Annotated in this window: 20 protein-coding genes; 17 read left to right on the plus strand and 3 right to left on the minus strand. The window is 57.3% G+C overall.

Translation table 11 applies throughout. The annotated features are described in order from the left end of the window. The first annotated feature begins 306 nt into the window (after positions 1–306). From RSF91_RS13200 to RSF91_RS13215, 4 genes are all read left to right on the plus strand, one after another. Positions 307–2,799, plus strand: a complete 2,493-nt coding sequence (locus RSF91_RS13200) for a hypothetical protein (RefSeq protein WP_332568856.1) — start codon at positions 307–309, stop codon at positions 2,797–2,799. A 555-nt stretch (positions 2,800–3,354) separates the two neighbouring features. Next, a complete protein-coding gene (locus RSF91_RS13205) occupies positions 3,355–5,853 on the plus strand; it encodes a toll/interleukin-1 receptor domain-containing protein (protein WP_332568857.1) in 2,499 nt (832 codons plus the stop codon). A gap of 1,181 nt (positions 5,854–7,034) precedes the next feature. Continuing rightward, a complete protein-coding gene (locus RSF91_RS13210; protein WP_332568858.1) occupies positions 7,035–7,637 on the plus strand; it encodes a hypothetical protein in 603 nt (200 codons plus the stop codon). 125 nt (positions 7,638–7,762) lie between these two features. After that, positions 7,763–7,993 carry a hypothetical protein gene (locus RSF91_RS13215; protein ID WP_332568859.1) on the plus strand — a complete coding sequence of 77 codons (231 nt, stop codon included), beginning with the start codon at positions 7,763–7,765 and terminating at the stop codon, positions 7,991–7,993. Between the two features lie 447 nt (positions 7,994–8,440). Here the strand turns inward: RSF91_RS13215 and RSF91_RS13220 are convergent, their stop codons facing one another. Both RSF91_RS13220 and RSF91_RS13225 read right to left on the minus strand, forming a co-directional pair. Next, on the minus strand, positions 8,441–9,364 hold the full coding sequence (locus tag RSF91_RS13220) for an NAD-dependent epimerase/dehydratase family protein (RefSeq protein ID WP_332568860.1): 924 nt from the start codon (positions 9,362–9,364) through the stop codon (positions 8,441–8,443). A gap of 28 nt (positions 9,365–9,392) precedes the next feature. Next, the gene (locus tag RSF91_RS13225; protein ID WP_332568861.1) at positions 9,393–10,271 is read right to left on the minus strand and encodes an SDR family NAD(P)-dependent oxidoreductase; all 879 of its coding nucleotides are present in this window, start codon (positions 10,269–10,271) and stop codon (positions 9,393–9,395) included. Here RSF91_RS13225 and RSF91_RS13230 point away from each other — a divergent pair. The 5 genes from RSF91_RS13230 (at position 10,258) to RSF91_RS13250 (ending at position 14,982) form a co-directional block, all read left to right on the plus strand. Further along, positions 10,258–10,530 (plus strand): hypothetical protein, encoded by a 273-nt coding sequence (locus RSF91_RS13230; protein WP_332568862.1) that lies wholly within the window; start codon positions 10,258–10,260, stop codon positions 10,528–10,530. The two genes, RSF91_RS13225 and RSF91_RS13230, sit on opposite strands and share 14 nt — an antisense overlap. A gap of 253 nt (positions 10,531–10,783) precedes the next feature. Continuing rightward, positions 10,784–11,734, plus strand: coding sequence for an NUDIX hydrolase (locus RSF91_RS13235; RefSeq protein WP_169107344.1), 951 nt, complete (start codon positions 10,784–10,786; stop codon positions 11,732–11,734). A gap of 134 nt (positions 11,735–11,868) precedes the next feature. Beyond that, positions 11,869–12,741 (plus strand): carboxylating nicotinate-nucleotide diphosphorylase, encoded by an 873-nt coding sequence (gene nadC, locus RSF91_RS13240; RefSeq protein WP_332568863.1) that lies wholly within the window; start codon positions 11,869–11,871, stop codon positions 12,739–12,741. A 117-nt stretch (positions 12,742–12,858) separates the two neighbouring features. Continuing rightward, a complete protein-coding gene (locus RSF91_RS13245; protein ID WP_332568864.1) occupies positions 12,859–13,857 on the plus strand; it encodes a tripartite tricarboxylate transporter substrate binding protein in 999 nt (332 codons plus the stop codon). A 432-nt stretch (positions 13,858–14,289) separates the two neighbouring features. Then, entirely contained in the window at positions 14,290–14,982 is a 693-nt protein-coding gene (locus RSF91_RS13250) for a hypothetical protein (RefSeq protein ID WP_332568865.1), read from the plus strand. Here the strand turns inward: RSF91_RS13250 and RSF91_RS13255 are convergent. Beyond that, on the minus strand, positions 14,979–15,500 hold the full coding sequence (locus tag RSF91_RS13255) for a YqaA family protein (protein WP_332568866.1): 522 nt from the start codon (positions 15,498–15,500) through the stop codon (positions 14,979–14,981). The genes RSF91_RS13250 and RSF91_RS13255 overlap by 4 nt on opposite strands. 143 nt (positions 15,501–15,643) lie before the next feature. On the opposite strand from RSF91_RS13255, the gene RSF91_RS13260 reads away from it, so the two are divergent. From RSF91_RS13260 to RSF91_RS13295, 8 genes are all read left to right on the plus strand, one after another. Next, entirely contained in the window at positions 15,644–16,435 is a 792-nt protein-coding gene (locus RSF91_RS13260) for a M15 family metallopeptidase (protein ID WP_332568867.1), read from the plus strand. 166 nt (positions 16,436–16,601) lie between these two features. After that, entirely contained in the window at positions 16,602–17,666 is a 1,065-nt protein-coding gene (gene dusB / locus RSF91_RS13265) for a tRNA dihydrouridine synthase DusB (protein WP_332568868.1), read from the plus strand. Continuing rightward, the gene (locus RSF91_RS13270; RefSeq protein ID WP_099735774.1) at positions 17,663–17,896 is read left to right on the plus strand and encodes a Fis family transcriptional regulator; all 234 of its coding nucleotides are present in this window, start codon (positions 17,663–17,665) and stop codon (positions 17,894–17,896) included. The genes dusB and RSF91_RS13270 overlap by 4 nt, the downstream gene beginning before the upstream one ends. Before the next feature lie 88 nt (positions 17,897–17,984). Next, positions 17,985–19,583 carry a bifunctional phosphoribosylaminoimidazolecarboxamide formyltransferase/IMP cyclohydrolase gene (gene purH, locus RSF91_RS13275; protein WP_332568869.1) on the plus strand — a complete coding sequence of 533 codons (1,599 nt, stop codon included), beginning with the start codon at positions 17,985–17,987 and terminating at the stop codon, positions 19,581–19,583. Between the two features lie 187 nt (positions 19,584–19,770). Beyond that, on the plus strand, positions 19,771–20,244 hold the full coding sequence (locus RSF91_RS13280) for a c-type cytochrome (protein WP_332568870.1): 474 nt from the start codon (positions 19,771–19,773) through the stop codon (positions 20,242–20,244). Positions 20,245–20,349: 105 nt separating this feature from the next. Beyond that, complete coding sequence (locus tag RSF91_RS13285; protein WP_332568871.1) at positions 20,350–21,030, plus strand: hypothetical protein; 681 nt, start codon at positions 20,350–20,352, stop codon at positions 21,028–21,030. Between the two features lie 246 nt (positions 21,031–21,276). Continuing rightward, positions 21,277–22,761, plus strand: coding sequence for an amino acid permease (locus RSF91_RS13290; RefSeq protein ID WP_332568872.1), 1,485 nt, complete (start codon positions 21,277–21,279; stop codon positions 22,759–22,761). Positions 22,762–22,899: 138 nt separating this feature from the next. Beyond that, positions 22,900–23,538, plus strand: coding sequence for a DNA-3-methyladenine glycosylase I (locus tag RSF91_RS13295; protein ID WP_332568873.1), 639 nt, complete (start codon positions 22,900–22,902; stop codon positions 23,536–23,538). The last annotated feature ends 28 nt before the right edge of the window (positions 23,539–23,566 follow it).

The following is a 23,566-nucleotide window of genomic DNA, read 5'->3' on the forward strand; positions in this document are numbered from 1 at the left end:
CGTATTGATCCACTAATAAATTTGAATTCGGTTGACATTTAATTTTTCATTCGGTTCAACTTTCCAACCGTCGAGTGCGCCATAAACGCTTCATTCACCATTTTTCGCAGTGCTACTGTATATGAACAGATTTGCGTACATTAACATGCAATGCGTTACGATGCGATACATTAATTGGCTGCAATTGTTCGCAATGTCTTCCAAGTGTTAACGCATTTTTGTGGACGGTGTGGCTTTGTAGCTGTCTGAGAGGCACTAAAGCTGTTTAACGACAAGCTTTTCGAAACACTGTGAGGCAGATTCGATTTGACGACTGAACTTTCAGCTGACCAGAAGGCGGCTCACCAATTACTTTCTGAATTGCGGACTCGTGTTGCCGTGCAGCCGTTGCCTTATCAGTATGGAGTAGAGGCGCGTGCGCTAGAAAGTCTTTGGGAGTTGTTCGGACTCAGTCGCACTGCAATGAAAGATCACCCTGGTTGTGGGCAGTTTGCTCATATCACAACCAAGATGCTGAACGTGGACGTTCGGCCGGTGACCGCGAAGTGGCATCGTGCTCACCAAGCGGGTGTCCTAGACTCTCGTGACGGAGCAAATGAATTTCGCGCTGACCTGAGTCAGCTGCAGAAAAAGCTCGTTAAATTTGCAGGCGACCTTCAGCTGATGGCTTATGGGAGCCATCAACCAGACGACGAGGCTGCTCCGGTAATGAGCACGTGTGAAATAGAGGAATGCTTTCGGCCCGTACGCTATGGCTTGATTTCTACAGACGAATTGCGGGTTGAGAACGCGTCAGACATCAACGCGGCAGAGAGACAAGAGATTGTTGCTCGCCGTCAGCACTATGGGATTCAGGTAGACGGTCAGGATAATGCCGTCGGCCTTGCTCTCTCTGGTGGAGGTATTCGATCAGCAACGTTTTGCTTGGGTGTAGTCCAAGTCCTCGCAGAGCGTGATTTACTCAAGGATATCGACTATTTGTCGACAGTCTCTGGCGGGGGGTACACAGGTAGTTTCATTACTTCCCAGGTTGGCGGTGGAGTCGCTATGAGGTCTATGGGGCAGCCATACGGTCCGGATACCGACCCAATTAGGCATCTACGCCAAAATGCAAAGTACATGTCCGCCAAGAACTTCTGGGGGCAGTGGGAGATTATTGCCCAGACCATCGCTGGGTTGCTGCTGAACCTCACGGGCCCCTTTGCGACATTGTGCGCGATCGCACTCTTGATCTTGCAATTACCAGGAGACAACTGGCTGCTCTTGGTGACTAAGCTCTTTGGGATTGCAGCAGGGTGCGGCTTGCTTGTCTATGCAATCACCTTGAGAAGCGAGTCCGCGGCGTATCGCGCAAAAACTTGTTTTTCTTGGGCCCTGGCGATTTCAATGCTAGGGCTCGTAATCTATGTATTAAGCCTCGCAGTCAGAGGCGTCAACAACATTGCTTGGTCATCAAATCTTGTCGCTGGCATAACTATGGCGATGGTGGTTGTTCCAGGAGTGGTGGTAACACTCATGCGGCTGCCCTCCGTTTCAACCGCCCGCAAAGTGACATCGAAGGTGCTGCTGCTGTCTGCAGGCTGTCTGGCGCCACTTGTCGCACTCATGCTTCTTCAAGTGTTGCTTCATCTCGCAACTTATCCAATGAATGTACAGGAATCGTGGATTAATCCACTCCGCTACCTTGACGGTCACAGCTTGCTAGTGGGCGTCTGTGTGTTATTGGCACTTATTGCGTTTTTTTTCGTCGACGTGAATCTCACGGGTATCCACAGGCTCTATAGGGACCAGCTGGCGAAGACTTTTGTAAATTCCGTCGAAGGGTGTTCTTCTTTGGCACTAAATGAAGTTAATGCAACTAATTACGCACCTTATCACTTACTAAATGCAACGGTAAATTTCTCATCCAGAGAAATCAAATCCTTGAAAGATAGGGGAGGCGATTTCTTTTTGATGTCGAAGCATTGGATGGGATCTCCTGCAACTGGATATTTCACGACATCCCAGTGGAAGGCAGGTAACAATTCTGTGGACCTCGCGACGGCCATGGCTGTTTCAGGAGCAGCAGCATCCCCACAGATGGGATTGCTGTCGAAACGTAGTCTGGCGCCGCTGCTGTCGCTGATGAATGTGCGCCTTAACTACTGGATAAAGAGCCCCAGTCAGAAGGGGGCCTCCAAGCCAGGATTTCTATGCCTTTTGCGGGAGATTCTGGGGGTCGGGATGTTGCAAAAGAGCAAGTGGTTCAATCTTTCTGATGGCGGGCACATCGAAAACATGGGCGTGTACGAGCTTCTACGACGCAGGTGCAAGTTCATCATCTGTGTCGACGGTGAGGCGGACCCGAAATTCATGTTCGCTGGCCAGATGACACTAGTTCGGCATGCTCAAGTCGACTTTGGTATCAGGCTTGAGCCAAGACTCGATGAGATACGCTTCAACCCTGATTCGGGTGTTAGTAGATCGCATATTCACCTACTGCGCGTCCACTATCCAGTGGGTGCGGATGGCAGGACGGAGACTGGTCTAATGCTCTATCTGAAGCTCTCGGTGACTGGAGATGAAACGGAGTTGCTGAAGCGGTATCGGATGCTATACCCCGAGTTCCCCCACCAGTCAACGGTCAATCAGTTCTATGGAGAGGAGCAGTTCGAGGCTTATCGTCAACTGGGTGTACACGTTGCAGAGGGCGCGTTTTCACCGGCACTTCTGAGCTCGGGTAGAACCCCGACATCTGTGTGCGATTGGTTCCGGGATCTTGCACAAAATATGCTGGAACCTTCACGCCCGAGAGTCTAGAAGACCGACCAAGGAGCAAGCAAGGCTATGCAAGGTGCCACTGCCAAATTGAACAGATCTCTGAATGCCGGTTCGCGCCGCAACAGCAGGAGCTTGTAAACAATGGTCGGGAAGCCGCTTCCGATTGGCAAAGCTTGAAGGTCAGTGATTGACTACAGCTAAAAGCCAGCGTGTTAGTGCTGATGCAATCTTGACCAGCTAAATCACAAAGTGCCGGTCCAAAATTGACCAGGGTGTTCCACTGACCTGCTGAGAATTTCAGAAGGGGATTCAAGGTGATCACCACACACATGATTGGCAAGGTCAGTCGCCGAGAAGGCTGTCGTGGCTCGCAGAACATATGAACCAGGCATGAGCGTGCCAGCAAGGCGTATCCGGCTACAGGTGCCAATCAGCAAGGGAGGTGCACTGGTCAATGACACGGAGGAGAGGGCTGTTATGGGGTATTTTCCGAGCATGTCATCGGCTGCAGGCGAAACATTACGACGACTTGGAGGCGTCTGGGTGTGAGACGGTTACGCTCAGGGCACAAGTTCAAAAATTAGGGGAGAGATCATGCTGTTTCGCGCATTCCTGTCGCATTCTTCTACTAACAAGGAGTTCGTTCGAGCTGTAGCAAACGAGCTAGGGCGTCAGTATTGTCTATTTGACGAACAGGTGTTTGAAGACGGAGAACAGTTCAAGGCGGCCATCGAGACGATGCTTGATGAGAGTGCGGCTTTCGTGCTGTTCGTGGGCGAAGACACCCTGAGCCGTATTTGGGTGGAGTTCGAGATTGACGAGGCTTGGTACAGGAAGCTTGAGGCTCGCATTTCAAAGGCGCTCGTCTTTCTGCTTACCCCTTCAATTTCACTTAAAGAGTTGCCGACATGGCTCATTCGAGCCAAGATTTCCAGCGTCACTTCGGCAAAGACGACAGCTCGCGAGGTTCGCCATCACTTGGAGGAGTTGCTGCGGTCGAAGCAGCAAAGCCAGTTTGAGGGGCGCAGCTCGGACATCGAGAGTCTTCAAAAACTTCTGACCCCTTTGGGGCAGCGGCCTCCGCGAATTGTTGGGGTGTACGGTCTGCCCAACGTCGGGCGTAGGACGTTTGTGAATAAGGCCGCTCAACTAAGCTTGTCTTATCCGAAAACGCTTGAGGTAGTCGTCGGACGCAGCGACACGTTGGCAGCGGTGTCAATCAAGCTCGCAAACTTGCTTGAGCCGTTCTCCACCAAAGAGGGCTTTGAGGCGATCATCGCATCGATCCAGCAGCAGACCGAAGATCAGGTTCTGCACAGATGCATCGCCAACTTGCGCGCAGCGAATTTGCATAAAGAGCTCCCATATTTATTAGACGAGGGAGGGCTGCTGACTCCTGATGGGGCTTTTGCTGAGCCGGTTCAGAAGCTGCTCGCGCGGGCTGACGAGGAAGGTGATCTGTATCTTTTCACCGTGTCGAGCAGACGGCCGCCAGCGACGATTCCCTCGCTGAACATCCGTCCTCTTGCTGAGGAAGCCTCTCAGCGTTTAATAGCAAAAATCGCTGACGTGGAAAAGGTGCAGCTCAGCGCACCGCAAATTCGGGAAATCGCAGAATATGTAAATGGTTACCCTCCATGTGCATACTTTGCAGTAGATCAAGCAAAAGAGTATGGCGTTCAGTCGGTCATCATGGACAAGAACCGGCTCGTCCAGTTTCGGACTTCAGCGTTCGTAAAATTTCTTGACGAAAAGCAGCTGACGAGTGAACAGCGCTCGATTCTGCTCGTACTGGCTCGCTATAGCCCTGTGCCTGCGCAAGTGCTTGCTAAGGTTCTAAACCTCAACGATCAGGTGCTAATCAGTAATCTCGTCGCTTTAGTCGACCATTCACTGGTTGTACCTGATTCCAACGGCTTGTACGGAATTGCCGGTCCAGTTTCGGAGGCAGTTCTCACGCAGTTTCGAAACGACACAGAGATCGATCACGAGCGAGTCTTTTCCGCGCTGAAGGAGCTACTGGCATTGGAGGATGAGGAATTGCCTCGCCTCCAGCTTTACCGTCAGCTTATGAAGGCGGCGCTAAGAACCGGTGTACGCGAAAAGGATATATTTCACTTTACTAGCGACTTGATTACGTTTGCGGAGGATTTCTACCATCGGCGCGAGTATCGCCAATGCATCGATGCTGCGCGTCTGGCCGTGGCTGAATCGGAAAAATCGGTAAGTGGCCGTGACTTTCTTATTCGCGCGCTGATTCAGGAAGCTCTTTGGAAGGACGCTGAGGATGAGCTGAAGATCTTTCATTCGTACGCGCCAATCCGCGACTGGCATTTCTTGAATGGTTTCTTTCATCGGAAGGCGGGGCGGCTGACTTCGGCGATTTCCGAGTTTCATCTGGCAGAAAAGCATGGCCGCGGTGGAACTGCTCTACATCGTGAAATTGCGAATGGATACTTCTTATTGGGCGATTTGCCCAAGGCGAAGCAATATATTGCTAGTGGCCTTGGCATACGAGAAAATCGTTTCCTTATTGATCTGAAAGTTCAGATCGCCATTGCGGAAGGCCAAGAGGAGGAGGCGCGTCGGGTACTTGTCCGGCTTGAGGCCATGGATTCAGAGGCATTTGTTTGGCACCGCTTATCAACGGTTGAACTTCGCTTCGGGAAATACGGTGAAGCTCTGCATGCTGCGAAGCAGGCGGTAGCCAAGGTGGAAGGCCATGCCCCATTCGGAATGTTGGCGCAACTAATGATCTGTCACATTCGGAATAGCCAACATGCTGAGGCGGATGCGACTCTTCAGAAGATCAACAGGTCTTATAGCAACCAGAAGGCTGACATCAGATTTGGTTTGGAATGCCGTTTGGAGATCGATCGTAAGAGGTTTCCGAAGGCGTTGGATGTTTTTAAACGTATTCAAGATCCAACCACTTCGGTCTACTTGGCTATGAAGCGCGAAGCCCTTGTTGGCATACTTCAGTCCGTCATACCGGATACCCAGCGCATTGCGTACACTGGAGAACTTACTAAGCTCGAAACTACCCTTCAAGGGTTTGATGCAAACGCAGCTTGGCTGTCATTTGTTCAGTAGTCGTCTTCAACACTTGTCGGCGTGCTTGCAGCGATGCGCTGCAAGCACGCATTCTCCCTCATTAGTGGGCTGACGTAGGCCAAAGCGAGAGTGCGAGCTTCTCGCGATGGAGCCCGCAGGCGCTGAGAATCAGCGTTCTTGGAAGCTGATTCTCAGCGCAGATTTCTGCTTCGGGCCGAGACCACCACAGCACACAGTTGACAGGAAAGCGGTCGATGGCAAGCACACGCTGAGTCGGTAGTACGCCGGACAGAAGTCATTGGCTCTAGCTTTGGCCTAGCGGCTTGCAGGCTATCAGCCTGAGCACACTTGACCAACTCCATCGTCAGCAACCTCTACAGAGCAGGCGCAATCAACTTGCCATTAGCAGCGATAAAGAAAAAAGCGGGCGGTGTTTATACCGATTTTGGTCGACGACTCTATGCGCCTTGACTAAGAGATGGAGCTACTAAATATGCATTGGTTGGCTGAATAACTTGCATCATGTGCAACCGCTATTCAGATTTTCATATTCAAATATAAGAATATAAAATCATAATAATATAAAATTATTTCATATGTGATAAAATCACATCACATGATGCTTGTGACATCCGCCTTGGAATTTGCTCACGTGTCTTGTTCTCTGCTCAGCTTTCCGAGCACTACCCCCCCTGGTTTTTACCCTCTGTTTGAACTGATCAGGCCGATTGCTCGCTCACGCCTTTGAAGGCTTGTGGGGCGCAGCTGTGCCTTTCGTTTTTGAAGGGGAATTTGGGGCGACAGGCTGGCTAGTCGCTGGGCATTGTTTCCTCCTTTGAATTTTTTCCCTTGCTGGAGTTTTCTATGACTGATTCAGGTCAGGCCGCCGCATGCCCGAATGATTCCTCCCCTGCTTCTGGCAGTAGGGCCCATTTGTTGCCCCTAGGCCAGGTGCTAGCCACACCTGGGGCCTTGGCACTGCTGCACTCCCAGCAACTGACTTCGCTACGGTTTGTGTTGCGGCATATGGCGGGTGACTGGGGCGATATCTGTGAGGAAGATCGGCAAACCAATGCCGAGGCCCTAGTACAAGGGGCAAGGGTGATATCGGTGTATGTGTTGGGGCCCACGCAGCGTTTATGGATCATCACGGAAGCCGACCGCAGCAGCACTACGCTGCTATTGCCTGAGGAGTATTGATGCCAGAACAGCGCTTTGTAATGCATTCCCAACTGCGCGTGGGGCGCCAGGGGGCGCTGGCCCACGGTGACAAGGTATTGCTACGCCAGGGCGAGAGCGATATGGCTTGCGGCCACCACTGTGTGCTGATGGCGCTCATGCTGCTGGGCTTGGTGCCGCGTGATGCCTTGTATGAGGCTGAGCCCGATGAGCGCTTGGTCGAAGTCTGTGCCATTGGGCAGTCCCGCTATTTCACGGGCTGCTCAGCTGCGCAGCTCAAGGAGCAGTTTGCCCCGTTTGCCGAGCAGGTGCATTGCCGTCCCTTGCGCCGTGATGTCGAGGCCCGCACGATAGCCGCCTTGGAATCTGACCATGTGTGCCTAGTGCGCTTCACATCGCCCAGCTACAGCCATTGGGTGCTGGCAGTGGGCGTGATGTATGCCGATGACAAGCCGCATTCCTTGCTGGTGCTAGACCCTTTAATGGATAGCGTACCGCTGACCCCATGGAATGCTTTGCTGGAGCATTGGGGCAGCAAGCGGCTGCGCAACACCAATGCTCGCTGGTCCGAGAAAGCCACCTTGGAAAAGGTGGTGCAAGTGGGCCTGCGTGCCCGCCGCGGCACGGCTATCCAGCTGGCTTGAGTCTCGGGTTCAGTTTCCCTCTCTCTTTTTCTTGATGTACCCTTGTGCACGTGGTTTGCTTGGTGCTTTGCGTTTGAGGCAGCACCCAGGTGCCGTTGCGGCGTGCCTGTTTTGAAAGTTCAACCATGCACTCTCATCACCTGAGGTGGCACCGTTACCGGCATTTGCTGGCGGCGGTGATGACCTTGCCCGACCTAGATGTGGCTACCCCTGTTTTGCATGAATTCAGCGGCTTCAGTGCTGAGGGGCCGTACCGTATGCAAGTTGGCGGGCACTCTGTGGCGGAAGACAAGATTTGTAGCCGCTGTGTGCGCTCGCTGGAACTGTTGCCGCAGGCCGTGACGTACGCTGACTGAGCTTACATATTCGACAACTCAGGGGCTGAGCGGGAGTGGGTGGCCGAAGTGGCGGATGGACTGGAAATCGAAATGAAAACTGACGAAATGCCAGCCTGGTTCAAGGCTGCGTTGTGGGATAAATTTGAGTAGGGCGTGCTTCATCAATCAGCATCGCGGCACAGTGGTGCGCAACGGTGATAATCAGGGTCTGTTGATAGGTGCATGTCACAAGTGGGGGCTAGCTTGATGACTCGGTGGTGAAAGGCAGCGGTCGCGCTGCAGCCGACCAGGGCATCTATTTTTTAGTGGGTACGAAAGCGGGTATGGATAGGGTATATATGACAAAGAAGCTAGTATTGGTGAGGGTTTAAACCTTGTTCTTCTTGTTTAACGTCTAAGCCGCGTCAGCTATCAAAAAAGCCCCGCCAGTCATTGGCGGGGCTTTTTTGTTGCGAAGGCTGTATCTTACGCTGCCTGAGCTTGCGACTCCAGTACCTGTGCCACGGCTTCGCGAATGGCGTGCTCCACGTCGTTGCGACGGTAGTTCAGGCGCTGCTGTGCATCGGCGGTGGGCTGATAGCTCACAGGGGTGCGGCGGCCAGCATAGATAACTTCGTCGGGCATCAGCGGGTGGTTTTGGTCTTTTTCGGGTACCACGGTGCTGCTGCCAACGGCCTTGAAGAACAGGCCGAAGAAGTCGGCGAACGAGATATTTTCATCGCCCACCAGGTAGGCCTCGCCCGACTGGCCGTTTTCCAGCGCGCCAGCAATGGCTTCAGACAGGGAGCGCACCGACATGAAGTTGGTGCCGCCGGTGGGGCCAAAGACGGGCATATCACCCATCTGGCCCTTGGCGTAGGCGGTGTAGGCCTCAAAAATAGGGCTGGGCAGGCCAGGCACCGATCCGACCATAAAAGGCGCGTTCAGGCTGCAGACATCAAAACCCGGTGCGGCCAGCGCGCGGGCGCCCACGCAGGCCATGTGGCGCGAGCGTACATAGGGATCGCTCTCGGTCAGCTTCATGTCGATCTGTGGGTAGAAGCTGCCAATCAGCACGGCTTTGCGAATGCCTGCGGCGCGGGCCAGCGCAAAGAATTTTGGTAGGGCTTCGCCGTTGGCATACAGCCAGTGGGCTGCGGCATCCGCCTCGGGCGGCAGGTGGCGAATGTCATTGCCTGCTGCAAAAACCAGAGCGTCAAAACCTGTCAGCTCTGCCTGCGTGACGGTGCCCGCTACGTAGTCCATGGCGATAAAGGGCAGTTGCGCCATGGCCGTGGTGGCCGGTGCGGGCTTGCGTGCGGCAATGGTGACCTGATGGCCCAGCGATTGCAGGTGCAGTGCGGCGTGACCGCCGAGAAGGCCTGTGCCTCCGACAACAAGAATTTTCATGGTGAATCCGTCAAAAAAGAGGAAGTGATCAGGAACGGTCGAGCAGGGCAGGCTTGGCCTGATCGCTGCTGGATGCATCGATAAAACCATTGCCGGTGATGAGGGGGATGGTGGTCCAGGCGCCGCCGGGGGCTTGCATCCAGCCGCCAGCTGCCAGTGCGCCGCCGTCGACATTGAGGGTGGTGCCCGTTACCCAGGCTGCCAGTGGGCTGGCCAGGTAGAGCGCCGCGCCTGCACAGTCGCTTGGCTGGCCGAAGCGGCCAAGCGGAATCCAGCGCGGGATGTGGTGCTTGTTGGCGTCAGGGATGGCCAGGCTGACGGGCACTTGCGCGGTTTCGGTGGTTTCAGGTGCGATGACGTTGACGCGAATGCCTTCGGGGGCCAGCTCCAGCGCCAGGGTGCGAGAGAAGCCTCCAATCGCTGCCTTGAACGCGGCGTAGACAGCGCAGGTAGGCGCGCCGCGCAGGCCTTCGATGGAAGAGATGCTGACAATGCTGGAGCCGTGGCCGCGCTTGCGCAGCAGGGGCAGCATGGCGCGGGTGACGCTGAAGATGTGACGCAAATTCAGGTCATAGAGGCGGCTGATTTCGTCGTCGCTGAATTCTTCAAAACGCTTGGAGAGCACAAAGTCGCCGACGTTGTTGACGAGAACGTCCAGTCCGCCAAATTCGCTGTCGATGCGCTGGGCCAGAGCCTGAACGTCTGCCTCGCGCGTCATGTCACCTTCGACCACCAGAGCCTCAACGCCTGCGCGATCAAGCGATTTACGCATCTTGGCTACCAGTTCTGGCTTGATGTCCGCAATGACGATACGCGCACCGGCATCACTGAACGCCTCGGCGATACCGCGCCCGATGCCTGATCCGCCGCCTGTCACCAGAACCGTCTTGCCTTTGAAATCAATCATCAGTCTTCCCTTCCATGGATCTTTAGTTCTTGAAAGATGGAAATGGCTGAGCGATGTCTGCCGGCGAAATACGCCGCAGCTATCCGTCGCCAACCCGGGCAAGGTAAAACCGGTGGTCAAAACCGACCTTCAATCGTTGACTTCCGACTCGCAGGCAGTGCGCGGTGTTGTCTTGGCACCGGCGGCTGCAGGCGCTCAGATGCAATCTGATTTCCCTTCCCAAGCCGAAGTCAGTATTGATGTCGTTATGCGCAAGTAGTTACTCAAAACGGACTATCGACCTGTGCAAAGAGGGTGGTACGCGCGGGAAGTGGTGGGCGAGTGCCTGAGTAGGGGAAAAGCCCGAGGAGAAAGCGTAGTCCGTTAAAACGAGTTGTCCATGATCAGAAAGTGCGGCGGGATGCCGCAAGATTTGGCGACTCAGGCCCTATGAAGTTCCGGGTTAGTGCCTGTGCACCGTAGAATTTGCTTTTCCCCTGATGGGGCTTTGCCCTCCAACGCTTTTGAGTGGTTTGAACAATTCCGAACTGCATTCCGTGCAGGCCGATCTGGTGGCAGTGCTGGTTGCCGTCACGGATGGCCAGCCCCGTATCCTGACCACCGGGTCCGGGCGGGCGCTGCCTGCCGGGCCCTTTACCAGCAATCACAGCTCCCTTCAGGCCAGCCTGCGCGCGTGGGTGGAAAAGCAGACCCATCACCCGCTGGGTTTTGTGGAGCAGCTCTACACCTTTGCCGACCGTGAACGCTCGCAGCAACTGGGCATGCATGTCATCTCCATCAGCTATCTGGCGCTGACGCAGGAGCTGGATGAAACCGGTGCGGCGCAGCCCGGCTGGCAGGACTGGTACCGCTACTTCCCCTGGGAAGACTGGCGCGATGGCATGCCTGCCGTGATTGCTGAACGCATCGCACCTGCGCTGACTGACTGGAGTGAAAACGCTTCAGATAGCGTAGCTAGAAGCGCACGCTGGCAAAGGGCTGCAGTGACTTTTGGCTTGGATGAGTACGAGTGGAACGAAGAGCTGGTACTGCAGCGCTACGAGCTGCTGTTTGAAGCCTGCGTGGTGCCCGAGGCATGGGGTGAGGGCGATGGCGAAAGTTCGGCCTCTGCCGCCGCCAGCTTGCTGCCCGGCGCCGCCATGAGCAACGACCACCGCCGCATTCTGGCCACCGGCATGGCCCGCCTGCGCGCCAAAATCAAATATCGCCCCGTGGTGTTCGAGCTGATGCCTGAGGAGTTCTCGCTGCTGCAGCTGCAGCAGACGGTCGAAGCGCTGGCAGGCCGTGGCCTGCACAAGCAGAATTTTCGCCGCCTGATTGAGCAGCAATCACTGGTCGAAGAAACTGGTCAGGTGACGGCAGTGGGCGCGGGCCGCCCGGCCAAGCTCTACCGCTTCAGGCGCAATGTGATGCTGGAGCGAGCGATTGCAGGCAACAAGCTGCCGCTGGCGCGCAGCCACTGATTCATCGTGTATTCATCCGGTCAATTGCACTCTGGGTAGTGCTTGACTTGAATAATGCTCAGGTTTAGCATAAGTCCATCTGCGCGAGGCTTTCAAAGCCATTCGCGCTTTTTTCTCGACTATAAATACTCAAAATGAGCATTAATAAAATTGCAGCACTGCCCGTTCCATCTTTGCCCGATGTGATGCTGGAGCCGCTGGTGCGCATGGCCTTGCTGGAAGACCTGGGCCGAGCTGGAGACCTGACCACAGACACCATCGTCCCCGCAGATGCCACGGACGAGCTGCGTCTGATGGCCAGACAAGACGGCGTGCTGGCCGGGCTGGACCTCGCGCGTCTAGCCTTTACGCTCATGGATGGCCGCATGGAGTTCAACGTCAGCTGCGCTGATGGCACGCGGCTGGTGCCTGGCATGGAAATCGCCCGTATTCGCGGTAAAAGCCGCGCCATTTTGTCGGCGGAGCGCACGGCCCTCAACTACCTGTGCCACCTGAGCGGTGTGGCCAGCGCCACGCATTCGATTGCCGAAGCCATCAAGCCCTTTGGCACACGCGTGACCTGCACCCGCAAGACCATGCCCGGCCTGCGCTCGCTGCAAAAGTATGCGGTGCGTGTGGGCGGCGGCAGCAATCACCGCTTTGGGCTGGACGATGCCGTGCTCATCAAAGACAACCACATTGCGCTGGCCGGCGACGTCGCCACCGCCGTGGGCCGCGCGCGCGCTGGTGTGGGCCATATGGTCAAGATCGAGCTGGAAGTGGACACGCTGGCGCAGCTGGAAGTGGCCCTGCAACTGGGCGTGGATGTGGTGCTGCTGGACAACATGAGTCTGGACGATTTGCGCACCGCTGTTGCCATGTGCAAGGGGCGGGCAATTACAGAAGCTTCGGGTCGCATCACTCCCGAGACAGCACCTGCGGTGGCGGCCACGGGTGTGGATCAGATCGCGGTGGGCTGGCTGACGCACAGCGCCAAGGTGCTGGATATCGGCCTGGACGCTGGATGAGTTCCCCCTGAGCGGCTTTGCGGCTTCCCCGAAGGGGACGATGCCCTCGCCGCGAGGCGGCGCTTGCTCGGAGTCTCGGGTGTGCGCTCTGCTTTTGCATGTCTTGTGATGTAGCTGATGAAGACTATTTTTAAACATCGCCGCAGCCTGGCCGTGCTGGCACTCGCTGTGGTGGCAACGGCTGCGGCTGGTTTGTGGCAGGCCCGCACGGGTACGGCGGCCATGCGGTTTGAAAAGCCCATCACCATTGTGGTGACCTTTCCGCCCGGCGGCGGCACGGACTTGCTGGCCCGCAAGCTGGGCGCAGCGCTGCAAGAGCGCATAGGCCAGACCGTGGTGGTGGAAAACCGCCCCGGCGCCAGCGGCAACATCGGCGCGCGTGAAGTGGCGCAGGCCAAGGCAGACGGCAGCACGTTGCTGATGGCCAACAGCTCTTTTGCCATCAACCCCGGCGTGTACCAGCATCTGGACTTTGACCCGCGCAAGGACTTCAAGGCCGTTTTCAATGCGGGCACGATTGCCTCGGTGCTGGTCGTTCCGCTGCGCAGCAGCATTCACAGCCTTGCCGATGCGCTGGCTCAGACCTCTGCAGCCCAGCCTCTGGCCTTTGCCAGCTGCGGCAACGGTACACCCCAGCACATGGCCGGTGAGATGCTGGCGCAGGCCACGCACAGGCCTTTGCAGCACATTCCTTTCAAGGGCTGCGGCCCAGCCATTACCGCGGTGGCGGCCGATCAGGTGCCGCTGGGCGTGGTCACAGCCAGCAGCGCAGGGCCCTTGATTGAGGCAGGACGTGTGCGCGCCATTGCCATCACGGCGCCGCAACGCGTGGAGCAGCTGGCTGAGGTTCCTACGGTGGCAGAGCAGGGCCTCAAAGCCTTTGCCGTAGAGCAGTGGCATGGCTTGCTGGCCCCGGCGGCTACGCCTGATGCCGTGGTCGCCCACCTGAACGAGGTGCTGGGTCAGATACTGAGCGATCCTGTCATGCAGCAGGCACTGACGCAGCAAGGCTACACATTGCTCAATCAGACGCCTGTGCAATTTGCGCAGCAGATTCAGGCCGATATGGATCGCTATGCGGCGGTGAGCCAAAGTCTGGGTTTGAAGGTGGATTAAGCGTCGCGAGCATCACCCCTGAGATGTTGTTGTTTTGCCTTGCCCTAACCGCAAATCTGTAACTTTCAGGGAGGTGTCTGCACCCCTGGGCGCGGCTGAAATTTCCCTGATCTGTCTGTGAGGGGCTTGGTCTGCTTCTGCTTTTGCTCGCAAATCAATAGCTTTTTGCGCTTGTCAACCAAGGGCTGGGTGGCAAAAACATTCAAATTGCGGGATGTGCTCAGCTGTGTCACAGTGCTGCGCTAAATTGCAGCCAAGAGCCGCACACCACCCTTGATTCTTCGTTGTTTGGCCTTGTCGTACGCTTGTCTGTCTGCGACTTCACGCCTTGCCTCAGTCGTTTCAACCGCAAATCTGCGATTTGCTGGGTGGTGTTGGTACCTCCAAGACCGACTAAGTCCCTTATCGAAAAACACATAACAGGGAGAGCCCATGCCATTCAACAAACTGCTGATGGCGGCTGTCGCCGTGCTGGCGACAACGGCCCATGCCGCCCGGCCCATGAATACGGACGATGCCCGCATCGTCGACGCCAAGTCTTGCCAGCTGGAAAGCTGGGTCAAACACCCCAGGGGTCACACCGAATTCTGGGCGCAGCCTGCTTGTAACTTCACGGGCAATCTGGAGCTGACCATGGGCGGATCTCTGACCCGTCAAGATGGCAGCACGCGCGGCAGCGCCCAGATGTTGCAGGGCAAGACCCTGTTCAAGCCGCTTGAGACCAATGGCTGGGGCTGGGGGCTGGCTATGGGCATGGCCCGTGACCCGCGCCGCGATGCCGGTGGTGGTCACGATATGTATGCTTATGTGCCGGCCAGCTTCTCCCTGCTCAACGACAAGGTGGTGTTGCACACCAATGTGGGCTGGCTGCGCGAGCAGGGCACGCGCAGCAACCATCTGACCTGGGGGCTGGGGAGCGAAACTCAGTTGCAAGAGCGCACCTGGCTGATTGCTGAAACCTACGGGCAGGGCTCAGGCAAGCCGCTGGTGCAGTTTGGCCTGCGTTACTGGCTGGTGCCTGATCGCGTGCAGGTGGATGCGACGTATGGCAACCGCATTGGCGAGGGCAGCCAGCGCTGGTTCTCTGTGGGGCTACGCTTGCTGTCGCTGCCTTTTCTGCCTTAGAAAAACCGCAGGATGATCTGGTGCAAACCAGCCGTCATCAGCAGGTAGCGCATGAATTTTCCAATCGCCATATAGAACACGCAGGGCCAGAAAGGCAGGCGCACCCAGCCTGCGACGGCGCACAGCGGGTCGCCCACAATGGGCAGCCAGCTCAGCAGGCAGGCTTTGGCACCGTATTTGCGCAGCCAGTAACGTGCAAGGCGGTTCCAGCGTGATTTGTGGTGCATGTTCTGGGGCGCTGGGTCGCCGATTTTGCGTAGCTTTTTGGCCTTGTTCCAGGCCTTGTGGGCTGCAAGACCCATCCCCCAGCTGATGGCACCGCCCAGCGTGTTGCCAGCTGTGGCGACCACAATGGCGGGCCAGAACAGGGCCGGGTTGGCCGAGACAAGGGCTGCGACCACGGGTTCTGAGCCCAGTGGCAGTAAGGTGGCCGAAATCAGGGCGACGATAAAAACGGTGCTCAGGCCCAGCTCAGGCAGAGCTAGCCACTGTAGTAACTGATGAATCCACGCTTCCATAGGGCCGCTAGTTTAGGGGGCGTGCTGAATTCCCCGAATTTTGCTGATCGCGGGCGGGATAAGAGATGGCTGGCTGATGTATGGTTCTTTTCCAAATGTGTACGCTGGTGTAATCAAGTAATACCAGATTAACGGGAGTAAAAATGGCGTTTAGCCCTCAGTCAAACACGGCGCTGCTGAGCAAGTCGGCAGCTCTGGCTGCTGCTTTGCTTTTGATAGCTGGTTGCGCCCAGAAAATGGGCGCTGGAGCCTCATCTGATGCCAAACCCGCAGTGACTAAAGTTGCGGCCGATCTGGTACCGCTGGCAACGCTGGCACCGGGCGTGAAGCAGGACATGCGCTATGTCACCAAGCACAACTTCATGGGCCGCCCCATTGCGGGGTACGAGGCAGGGGTCTGCTGGCTCAGCCGCCCGGCGGCAGAGTCGCTGGCCGGTGTGCAAAAGGAGTTGACCAGCCATGGGCTGGCGCTCAAGGTTTTTGACTGCTACCGCCCGCAGGCGGCGGTGGATGACTTTGTGCGCTGGGGTCGCGATATGGGCGACCAGCTGAACAAGGACATGTACTACCCACGCGTGCCCAAGAGCGAGCTGTTCAAGCGCGGCTATATCGCTGAAAAATCCGGCCACAGCCGCGCCAGCACGGTTGATATGACGCTGCAGGTGATCGACGCCAAGCGCGCCAGCAAACTGGTGCGTGGCCCGCTTGCCAACGGTATCGAGGTGGATATGGGTACGCCCTTTGACATGTTTGACGAGCAGTCGCATACCGATAACGCCAAGCAATCCCCGGATGTGCAGCACAACCGCCGCTGGCTGCGCACCCTGATGCAGCGCAACGGCTGGAAGAACCTGCCCGAAGAGTGGTGGCACTACACGCTGGTCAGCGAGCCCTATCCCGAGCAGTACTTCAATGTGCCGGTGCGCAGCAACTGAGGCCGCAGGCCCGTATTTTTGATAGTGATTCACACCAGAGGGTGATGCATGGTGTTTAGTGCTGCTGAAAATTTGGGCAGGTATAATTTACCCCTCTTTTCCAGCGCCCAGTCTGCGCCGGGTCCCGCCAGAGTCTGGCAGCCCGCCGCAAAGCGAACCCCTTTCCATGCCCGCCCTGCACATTGGTCATATCCCATTGGCAAATCGTCTGTTTGTCGCACCCATGGCGGGCGTGACGGACCGGCCGTTTCGTCAGCTGTGCAAGGCACTGGGGGCAGGCTACGCTGTCAGCGAGATGGTGACCAGCCGCAAGGACTTGTGGAACAGCCTGAAAACCAGCCGCCGCGCCAACCATGAAGGCGAGCCGGGGCCGATTTCGGTCCAGATCGCCGGTACCGAAGCGCAGATGATGGCCGAGGCCGCCGTCTACAACATCGAGCGCGGCGCGCAGATCATTGATATCAACATGGGTTGCCCGGCCAAGAAGGTCTGCAACAAATGGGCGGGTTCCGCCCTGATGCAGAACGAGCCTCTGGCCGTGGAGATTGCCCGCGCCGTGGTCGAAGCCGCGCGCCCCTTCAACGTGCCCGTCACGCTGAAGATGCGCACCGGCTGGTGCGATGAGCACAAAAATGCCATCGCCCTGGCCCGCCAGTTCGAAGATGTGGGCATCCAGATGCTCACCGTTCATGGCCGCACGCGCGAGCAGGGCTACAAAGGATTTGCCGAGTACGACACGATTGCTGCCGTCAAACAGGCAGTGAGCGTGCCCGTGGTGGCCAATGGCGATATCAACAGCCCCGAAAAAGCCCGCGATGTGCTGGCCTATACCGGGGCGGACGCCATCATGGTCGGCCGTGCAGCGCAGGGCAGGCCGTGGATTTTTCGTGAGATTGGCCATTTTCTGGCCACGGGCGAGCATCTGGCGCCACCGCTGGTGAGCGAGCTGCGCAGCCTGCTGCTTGAGCATCTGCAAGATCACTACAGCCTGTACGGAGAGGGAACCGGCGTGCGCAGCGCCCGCAAGCATATTGCGTGGTATCTGCGTGCTCTGCCGGGCGGGGAAGAGTTCAGAAAACATATCAACACTATTGAGGACTGCGCGGTGCAATGGCAGGCCGTTGCCGACTATCTTGAGGCCCTTGGGCAGCAGATGGACCGGATACCGGCCGCCACGGCCGCTGCTGAGGGCAGCAGCGAGCTGGATGAACCGGCAGAAATGACTGCATGAGCAATCAGAATTTAGAACAAGTTGTTCGCGATAGCCTGGAAGGCTATTTCCGCGATCTCGAAGGCGAAACACCGGCCAATGTCTATGACATGGTGATCCGCCTCGTCGAAAAGCCCTTGCTGGAAGTGGTGATGGGGCAGGCCGAAAACAACCAGTCGCGTGCGGCTGAGTGGCTGGGTCTGAACCGCAACACCCTGCGCAAAAAGCTGGTCGATCACCAGCTGCTCTGAATCGATAAAACTACCAAATCCATAGCTGCAAGCGCTTTATAGATATGGGCTTGCGGCTTGTTTTTATCCAAACTTTGAATTGACGCCCATGAAAGCTCTGATCTCCGTCTCTGACAAGACCGGTATCGTCGAATTTGCGCAAGCCCTGCACGCTCTTGGCGTGCAGCTGCTGTCCACCGGTGGCACTGCCAAGATGCTGGCCGACAAGGGTCTGCCCGTGACCGAAGTGGCCGAAGTCACCAAATTCCCCGAAATGCTGGATGGCCGCGTCAAAACCCTGCACCCCATGGTGCACGGTGGCCTGCTGGCCCGCCGCGACTTCCCGGAGCACATGGCTGCGCTCAAGGAACACGGCATCGAGACCATCGACCTGCTGGTCGTGAACCTCTACCCCTTTGAAGCCACCGTGGCCAAGGTCGGTTGCACGCTGGCCGACGCGATCGAGAACATCGACATTGGCGGCCCCGCCATGGTTCGCTCTGCCGCCAAGAACTGGAAAGACGTGGGCGTTATCACCGCCGCTGACCAGTACGATGCTGTTCTGGCTGAGCTGAAGACAGCTGGCAAGCTGAGCAACAAGCTGCGCTTTGAAATGTCTGTGGCTGCGTTCAACCGCATCAGCCAGTACGACGGCGCTATCAGCGACTACCTGTCGTCGGTGAAGTTTGAAGACGAGAAGCTGAGCGAAGAATACGTGCCCGAGCGCAACCTGTTTGCTGACCAGGCCAACAGCCAGTTCATCAAGATCCAGGACCTGCGCTACGGTGAAAACAGCCACCAGCAAGCCGCCTGGTACCGCGATCTGTACCCCGCACCCGGCTCGCTGGCCACAGGCGTGCAGCTGCAAGGCAAGGAACTGAGCTACAACAACATTGCCGACGCTGATGCAGCGTGGGAATGCGTCAAGAGCTTTGACGTGCCCGCTTGCGTGATCGTCAAGCACGCCAACCCCTGCGGTGTGGCGATTGGCAAGGATGCGCACGAGTCGTATGCCAAGGCCTTCCAGACCGACCCCACCAGCGCGTTCGGCGGCATCATTGCCTTCAACCGTCCTGTGGACAAGGCCGCTGCCGAAGCAGTGTCCAAGCAGTTCGTTGAAGTGCTGATGGCTCCAGCATTCAGCGCCGAAGCCCTGGAAATCTTCAAGTCCAAGGTCAATGTGCGCCTGATGACGATTGCACTGCCTGCCGGTGGTGCCACCGACTGGGAAAACGGCCGCAACGCCATCGAATCCAAGCGCATCGGCTCCGGCCTGCTGCTGCAAACCTCGGACAACCACGAGCTGACACTGGCCGATCTGAAGGTCGTGACCGTCAAGCAGCCCACTCCCGAAGAGCTGAACGACCTGCTGTTCGCCTGGAATGTGGCCAAGTTCGTCAAGTCCAATGCCATCGTCTTCTGCAAGAACGGCATGACCATGGGCGTGGGCGCAGGCCAGATGTCGCGTCTGGACTCGGCACGCATTGCCTCCATCAAGGCTGAAGCAGCCAAGCTGTCGCTGCAGAACACCGTGGTGGCGTCGGACGCTTTCTTCCCCTTCCGCGATGGTCTGGATGTGGTGGTCGATGCAGGTGCCACCTGCGTGGCACAGCCCGGCGGCTCCATGCGCGATCAGGAAGTGATTGACGCAGCGAACGAACGTGGCGTGGCCATGGTGTTCACCGGCGTGCGCCACTTCCGCCACTAATTAGAAGACTCCCCCTGAGCGGCTTTGCCGCTTCCCCCTCTCTGGCGCTGCGCGCCGGAGGGGGACGACACCTTCGGTGCGCGGCGGCGCTTCCTCGGCGTCTCTGGCTAGGTTCGCGCCAGTTTTTGTTCCGCGTCCCATGGCCAGTAAAAGCTGGCCATTCTTTTTTGAGCTGTGATTACTTGTTATGACAGATCCCATAGACGACGAAGAAAACTACCCGCCGCGTCCGCGCTGGATTGGCTGGCTGATCGGGCTGGTCATGCTGGCGGCAGCTTTGGGTGTGGCCAACATCGGCTGGCGCATCATGCGGGTCAGCTCGGCTGAGCAGGCGACGGATGTGCTGGTGCAGAACCACCCTGAGCTGGCTGCAGGCAAGAAGCTGGTGGAACAATCCGACTGCATGCGCTGCCATGGCTGGGACCGCAAGTTTGTGGGCCCGTCTTTTGTCTCTATCGCGCAGAAGTACAGTGCGCAGAGTGATGCGCAAAGCTATATCGCAGGCAAGATTCGCGGCGGTAGCGTGGGTGTCTGGGGCAATGTCATCATGCCGCGCCATCCGCAGATTAGCGATGAGCAGTCTTTGCAGATGGCTGGCTGGATACTGGCGGCGACTCCAAGTGCATCGTCAACGGCATCACCAGCTGAAGAAGCGAAGTAATCCGCTGACACAAGAATAAAAAGGCCGTGGGCGTCATGCTCACGGCCTTTTTTGTCTCTGCCGTCCTATGTCAGTGATGGTGCGCAATCTTTGATAATTCAGCGCATGACTCAGCCCGTGCATTCTTCTGGCAGCCAACACCATGCTGCGCACCCGCCTCTGGCCCGCAAGCAGCGGGGCTTTGTCTTCTGGGCCATCTGGGTGCTGATTGCCTCTTATGCGGTCTACCCCACGGCCAATTGGCTGGCGAGCCTGCGTGAGCAGCGTTTTGACTTCATCACACCTTGGGATGGGCTGATTCCGCTGGTGCCGGAATTCATCTTTGTCTATTTCTCGTTCTTCCCGTTTCTGGTCCTGCCTTACTGGCTGGTGCAGCAACCGGCCATTTCGATATTGGGCAAGCGTCAAATCGCGGGCACGCTGATCTGCGGGCTGGTTTTTGTGCTGTTCCCGGCCAATCTGGCGTTCGATAGAGTGATTCCTGAAGTCGAGCCGTATCGCAGCATTTTTTCTGCGATGTTTTTCGTGGACAAGCCGCACAACCTGCTGCCATCGCTGCACATCGTCTACACAGCGCTCACGGGGCTGGCTATCTGTCAGGCGCAATGGCCCAAGGGCCGGGTTTGGCTGTGTGCGGCAATTGCGCTGTGGAGTGTGGCGATCTGTGCCTCCACCATGCTGGTGCACCAGCACCATATTCTGGATGTGGTCACGGCGCTGCTGCTGGTCGCCGTGCTCTATGGCGTGATCAGGCCAGCGCCCGCTGAATTGAAGCTTCCTGCTTGAGTGCTTGCTTACTTGCAGGAGATGAGCGCCATTTTCCTTCGGCTTGCAGGCTTCGTGAAGCAAGAGCCTGGCTAATCTTTTTCGAGACTGCTCTGCAGCTGCTCGCGCATAAAACATGCGGATAAGGCGGTAATGCTGCAGGGAATCTGCACGCGCTTGGTGGAATCCCTAGTATGCATTTTTGACCAAATAAACTGGGCCACAGGTGCTGCTCCATAAGCGCTGCACAGAGCCCAAGGGATATGCATGCAGTGGCTGAAAACCAAAACCATTGAACAGGCTCTGGCCGATTCGGACGAGCCGGGGCGCCAGTTACAGCGCACGCTGGGTGTTTTTGATCTGATGATTCTGGGTCTGGCGGTCGCCGTCGGTGCAGGCATCTTCTCGGTGGGCGCACGTGCTGCGGGCAGCTTTGCCGGGCCGGCGGTGATCTTTTCCTTCATTCTGGCGGCCGCTACCTGCGCGCTGGCCATCATGTGCTATGCGGAGTTCGCCTCCACCGTGCCTGTGACCGGCAGCGCCTACACCTATACCTATCTCACGCTGGGCGAGGGGCTGGCGTGGATTATTGGCTGGAATTTGCTGCTGGAGATGATCTCGGCCGCCGCCGTGCTGGCCAAGTACTGGGGCATTTATCTGTCGGCCGTGTTTTCCACGGCGGGGCTGGATATTGCGCAGACCATCCAGATTGGCGGCTTCTCGCTCAACTGGGGGCCGTTCTTCATCGTGGCCGTGTTCACCGCCTTGCTGATTGCGGGCACGCAGGTGTCGGCCAAGGTGAACAATGTGTTCACCGTGATCAAACTGCTCATTACCGTGTTTGTGATCGTTGTCGGCTTCACTTATATGAACACCGATAACTTCGCGCCCTTTGTGCCTGCATCGCAGCCGCCTGTCGTGGCACATGGCGTGACGGGTGACCTGTGGGGTCAGCCCATGCTGGCCTGGCTGTTTGGCGCAGCGCCCAGTCAGTATGGCTGGCTGGGCGTGGTGTCGGGAGCATCGCTGGTGTTCTTTGCCTTTCTGGGTTTTGACGTGGTCGCCACATCGGCCGAAGAAGTCAAAGACCCGCAACGCACCTTGCCACGCGGCATTCTGGGCGGGCTGGCGCTGGTCACGGTGCTCTACATACTGGTCACGCTGGCGCTGACCGGCATGGTTCCCTATACCGAACTGGCCAAGGCCGAGAATCCATCGCTGGCCACCGCCTTCATCGCTGTGGGCGCGGGCTGGGCGGCGCAGGTCATCTCGGTCGGCGTGCTGATTGGCATGACGACCGTGGTCATGGTGCTGCTCATGGGTAGCTCCCGTGTGCTGCTGGCCCTGTGTCGTGATGGTCTGCTGCCCCGTAGCTGGGGCGTGACATCGGCCACGCGCAAAACCCCTGTGCGCCTGCAACTGATCGTGGGCGCCGTGGTGGCCGTGCTGGCGGGCTTTACCAAGGTGGAGCTGCTCGAAGAGATGATCAACATCGGCACGCTGTCGGCCTTTGTGATGGTTAGCATTGGCGTGCTGGTGCTGCGCAAAAAGCGCCCGCAAGCGACGGGCGGCTACCGCGTGCCTTGGGTGCCTGTGCTGCCCGTGCTCTCGGCCTTGTTGTGCACCTACCTGATGCTAAATCTGACCACGCTGACCTGGGTGCGCTTTCTGGGCTGGATGGCACTGGGCGTGGTCATCTACATGGTGTACGGCATGCGCTACTCTCGTCTGGCGCAAGCCAGTAAAAAGTGAGCTGCTAGCGCTCGATATTCATAGATTTCAACAGCTTTTATGTCTGAGGCTTAATGAAGTAAGGCGCAAGCAGCTATCAAATTAAAAGCCCTGCAGTGAATTCGCTGCAGGGCTTTTGCATTGGTTAGAGTGCTAAGCATGAGCACTGAATCCACTGACATCGCCACTCCCCGAGTTCCCACCAGCCCCGCGGAAGACGGCCAGCACCGCTGTACCTGGTGCCTGGCTACGCCCGACTATGTGCACTATCACGATCATGAGTGGGGCTTCCCGGTCGATAGCGACCAGCGCCTGTTTGAAAAGCTCTGTCTGGAAGGATTTCAGTCCGGCCTGAGCTGGTACACGATCCTGAAAAAGCGCGAGCACTTTCGCGCTGCGTTTGCGGGGTTTGACTTTCACCAAGTTGCCCAGTTTGGCGAGGCCGATGTGCAGCGTCTGCTGCAGGACGCTGGCATCGTGCGTCACCGCGGCAAGATCGAGGCAGCGATTAACAACGCCCAGCGTGCGATCGAGATGGTGGCGCAAGAAGGCTCGCTGGCTGCCTTCTTCTGGCGCTATGTACCGGCCAAGCCATCGACGGGCACAGATATTCAGGCTCAGACCGCTGAGTCACAAGCCATGTCGAAAGAGCTGAAAAAGCGCGGCTGGAAGTTTGTTGGCCCCACCACCATGTACGCGCTGATGCAGGCCATGGGCTTGGTCAACGACCATGCACCGGGCTGTGTGACCCGCGCCAAGGTGGAGCAGGCGCGCAAGGCTTTCCAGTTGCCGAAATAAAAAACACCCCGGCGATGCGGGGCGTTTG

The organism is Comamonas sp., assembly GCF_036643215.1.
GTDB lineage: Bacteria > Pseudomonadota > Gammaproteobacteria > Burkholderiales > Burkholderiaceae_C > Comamonas.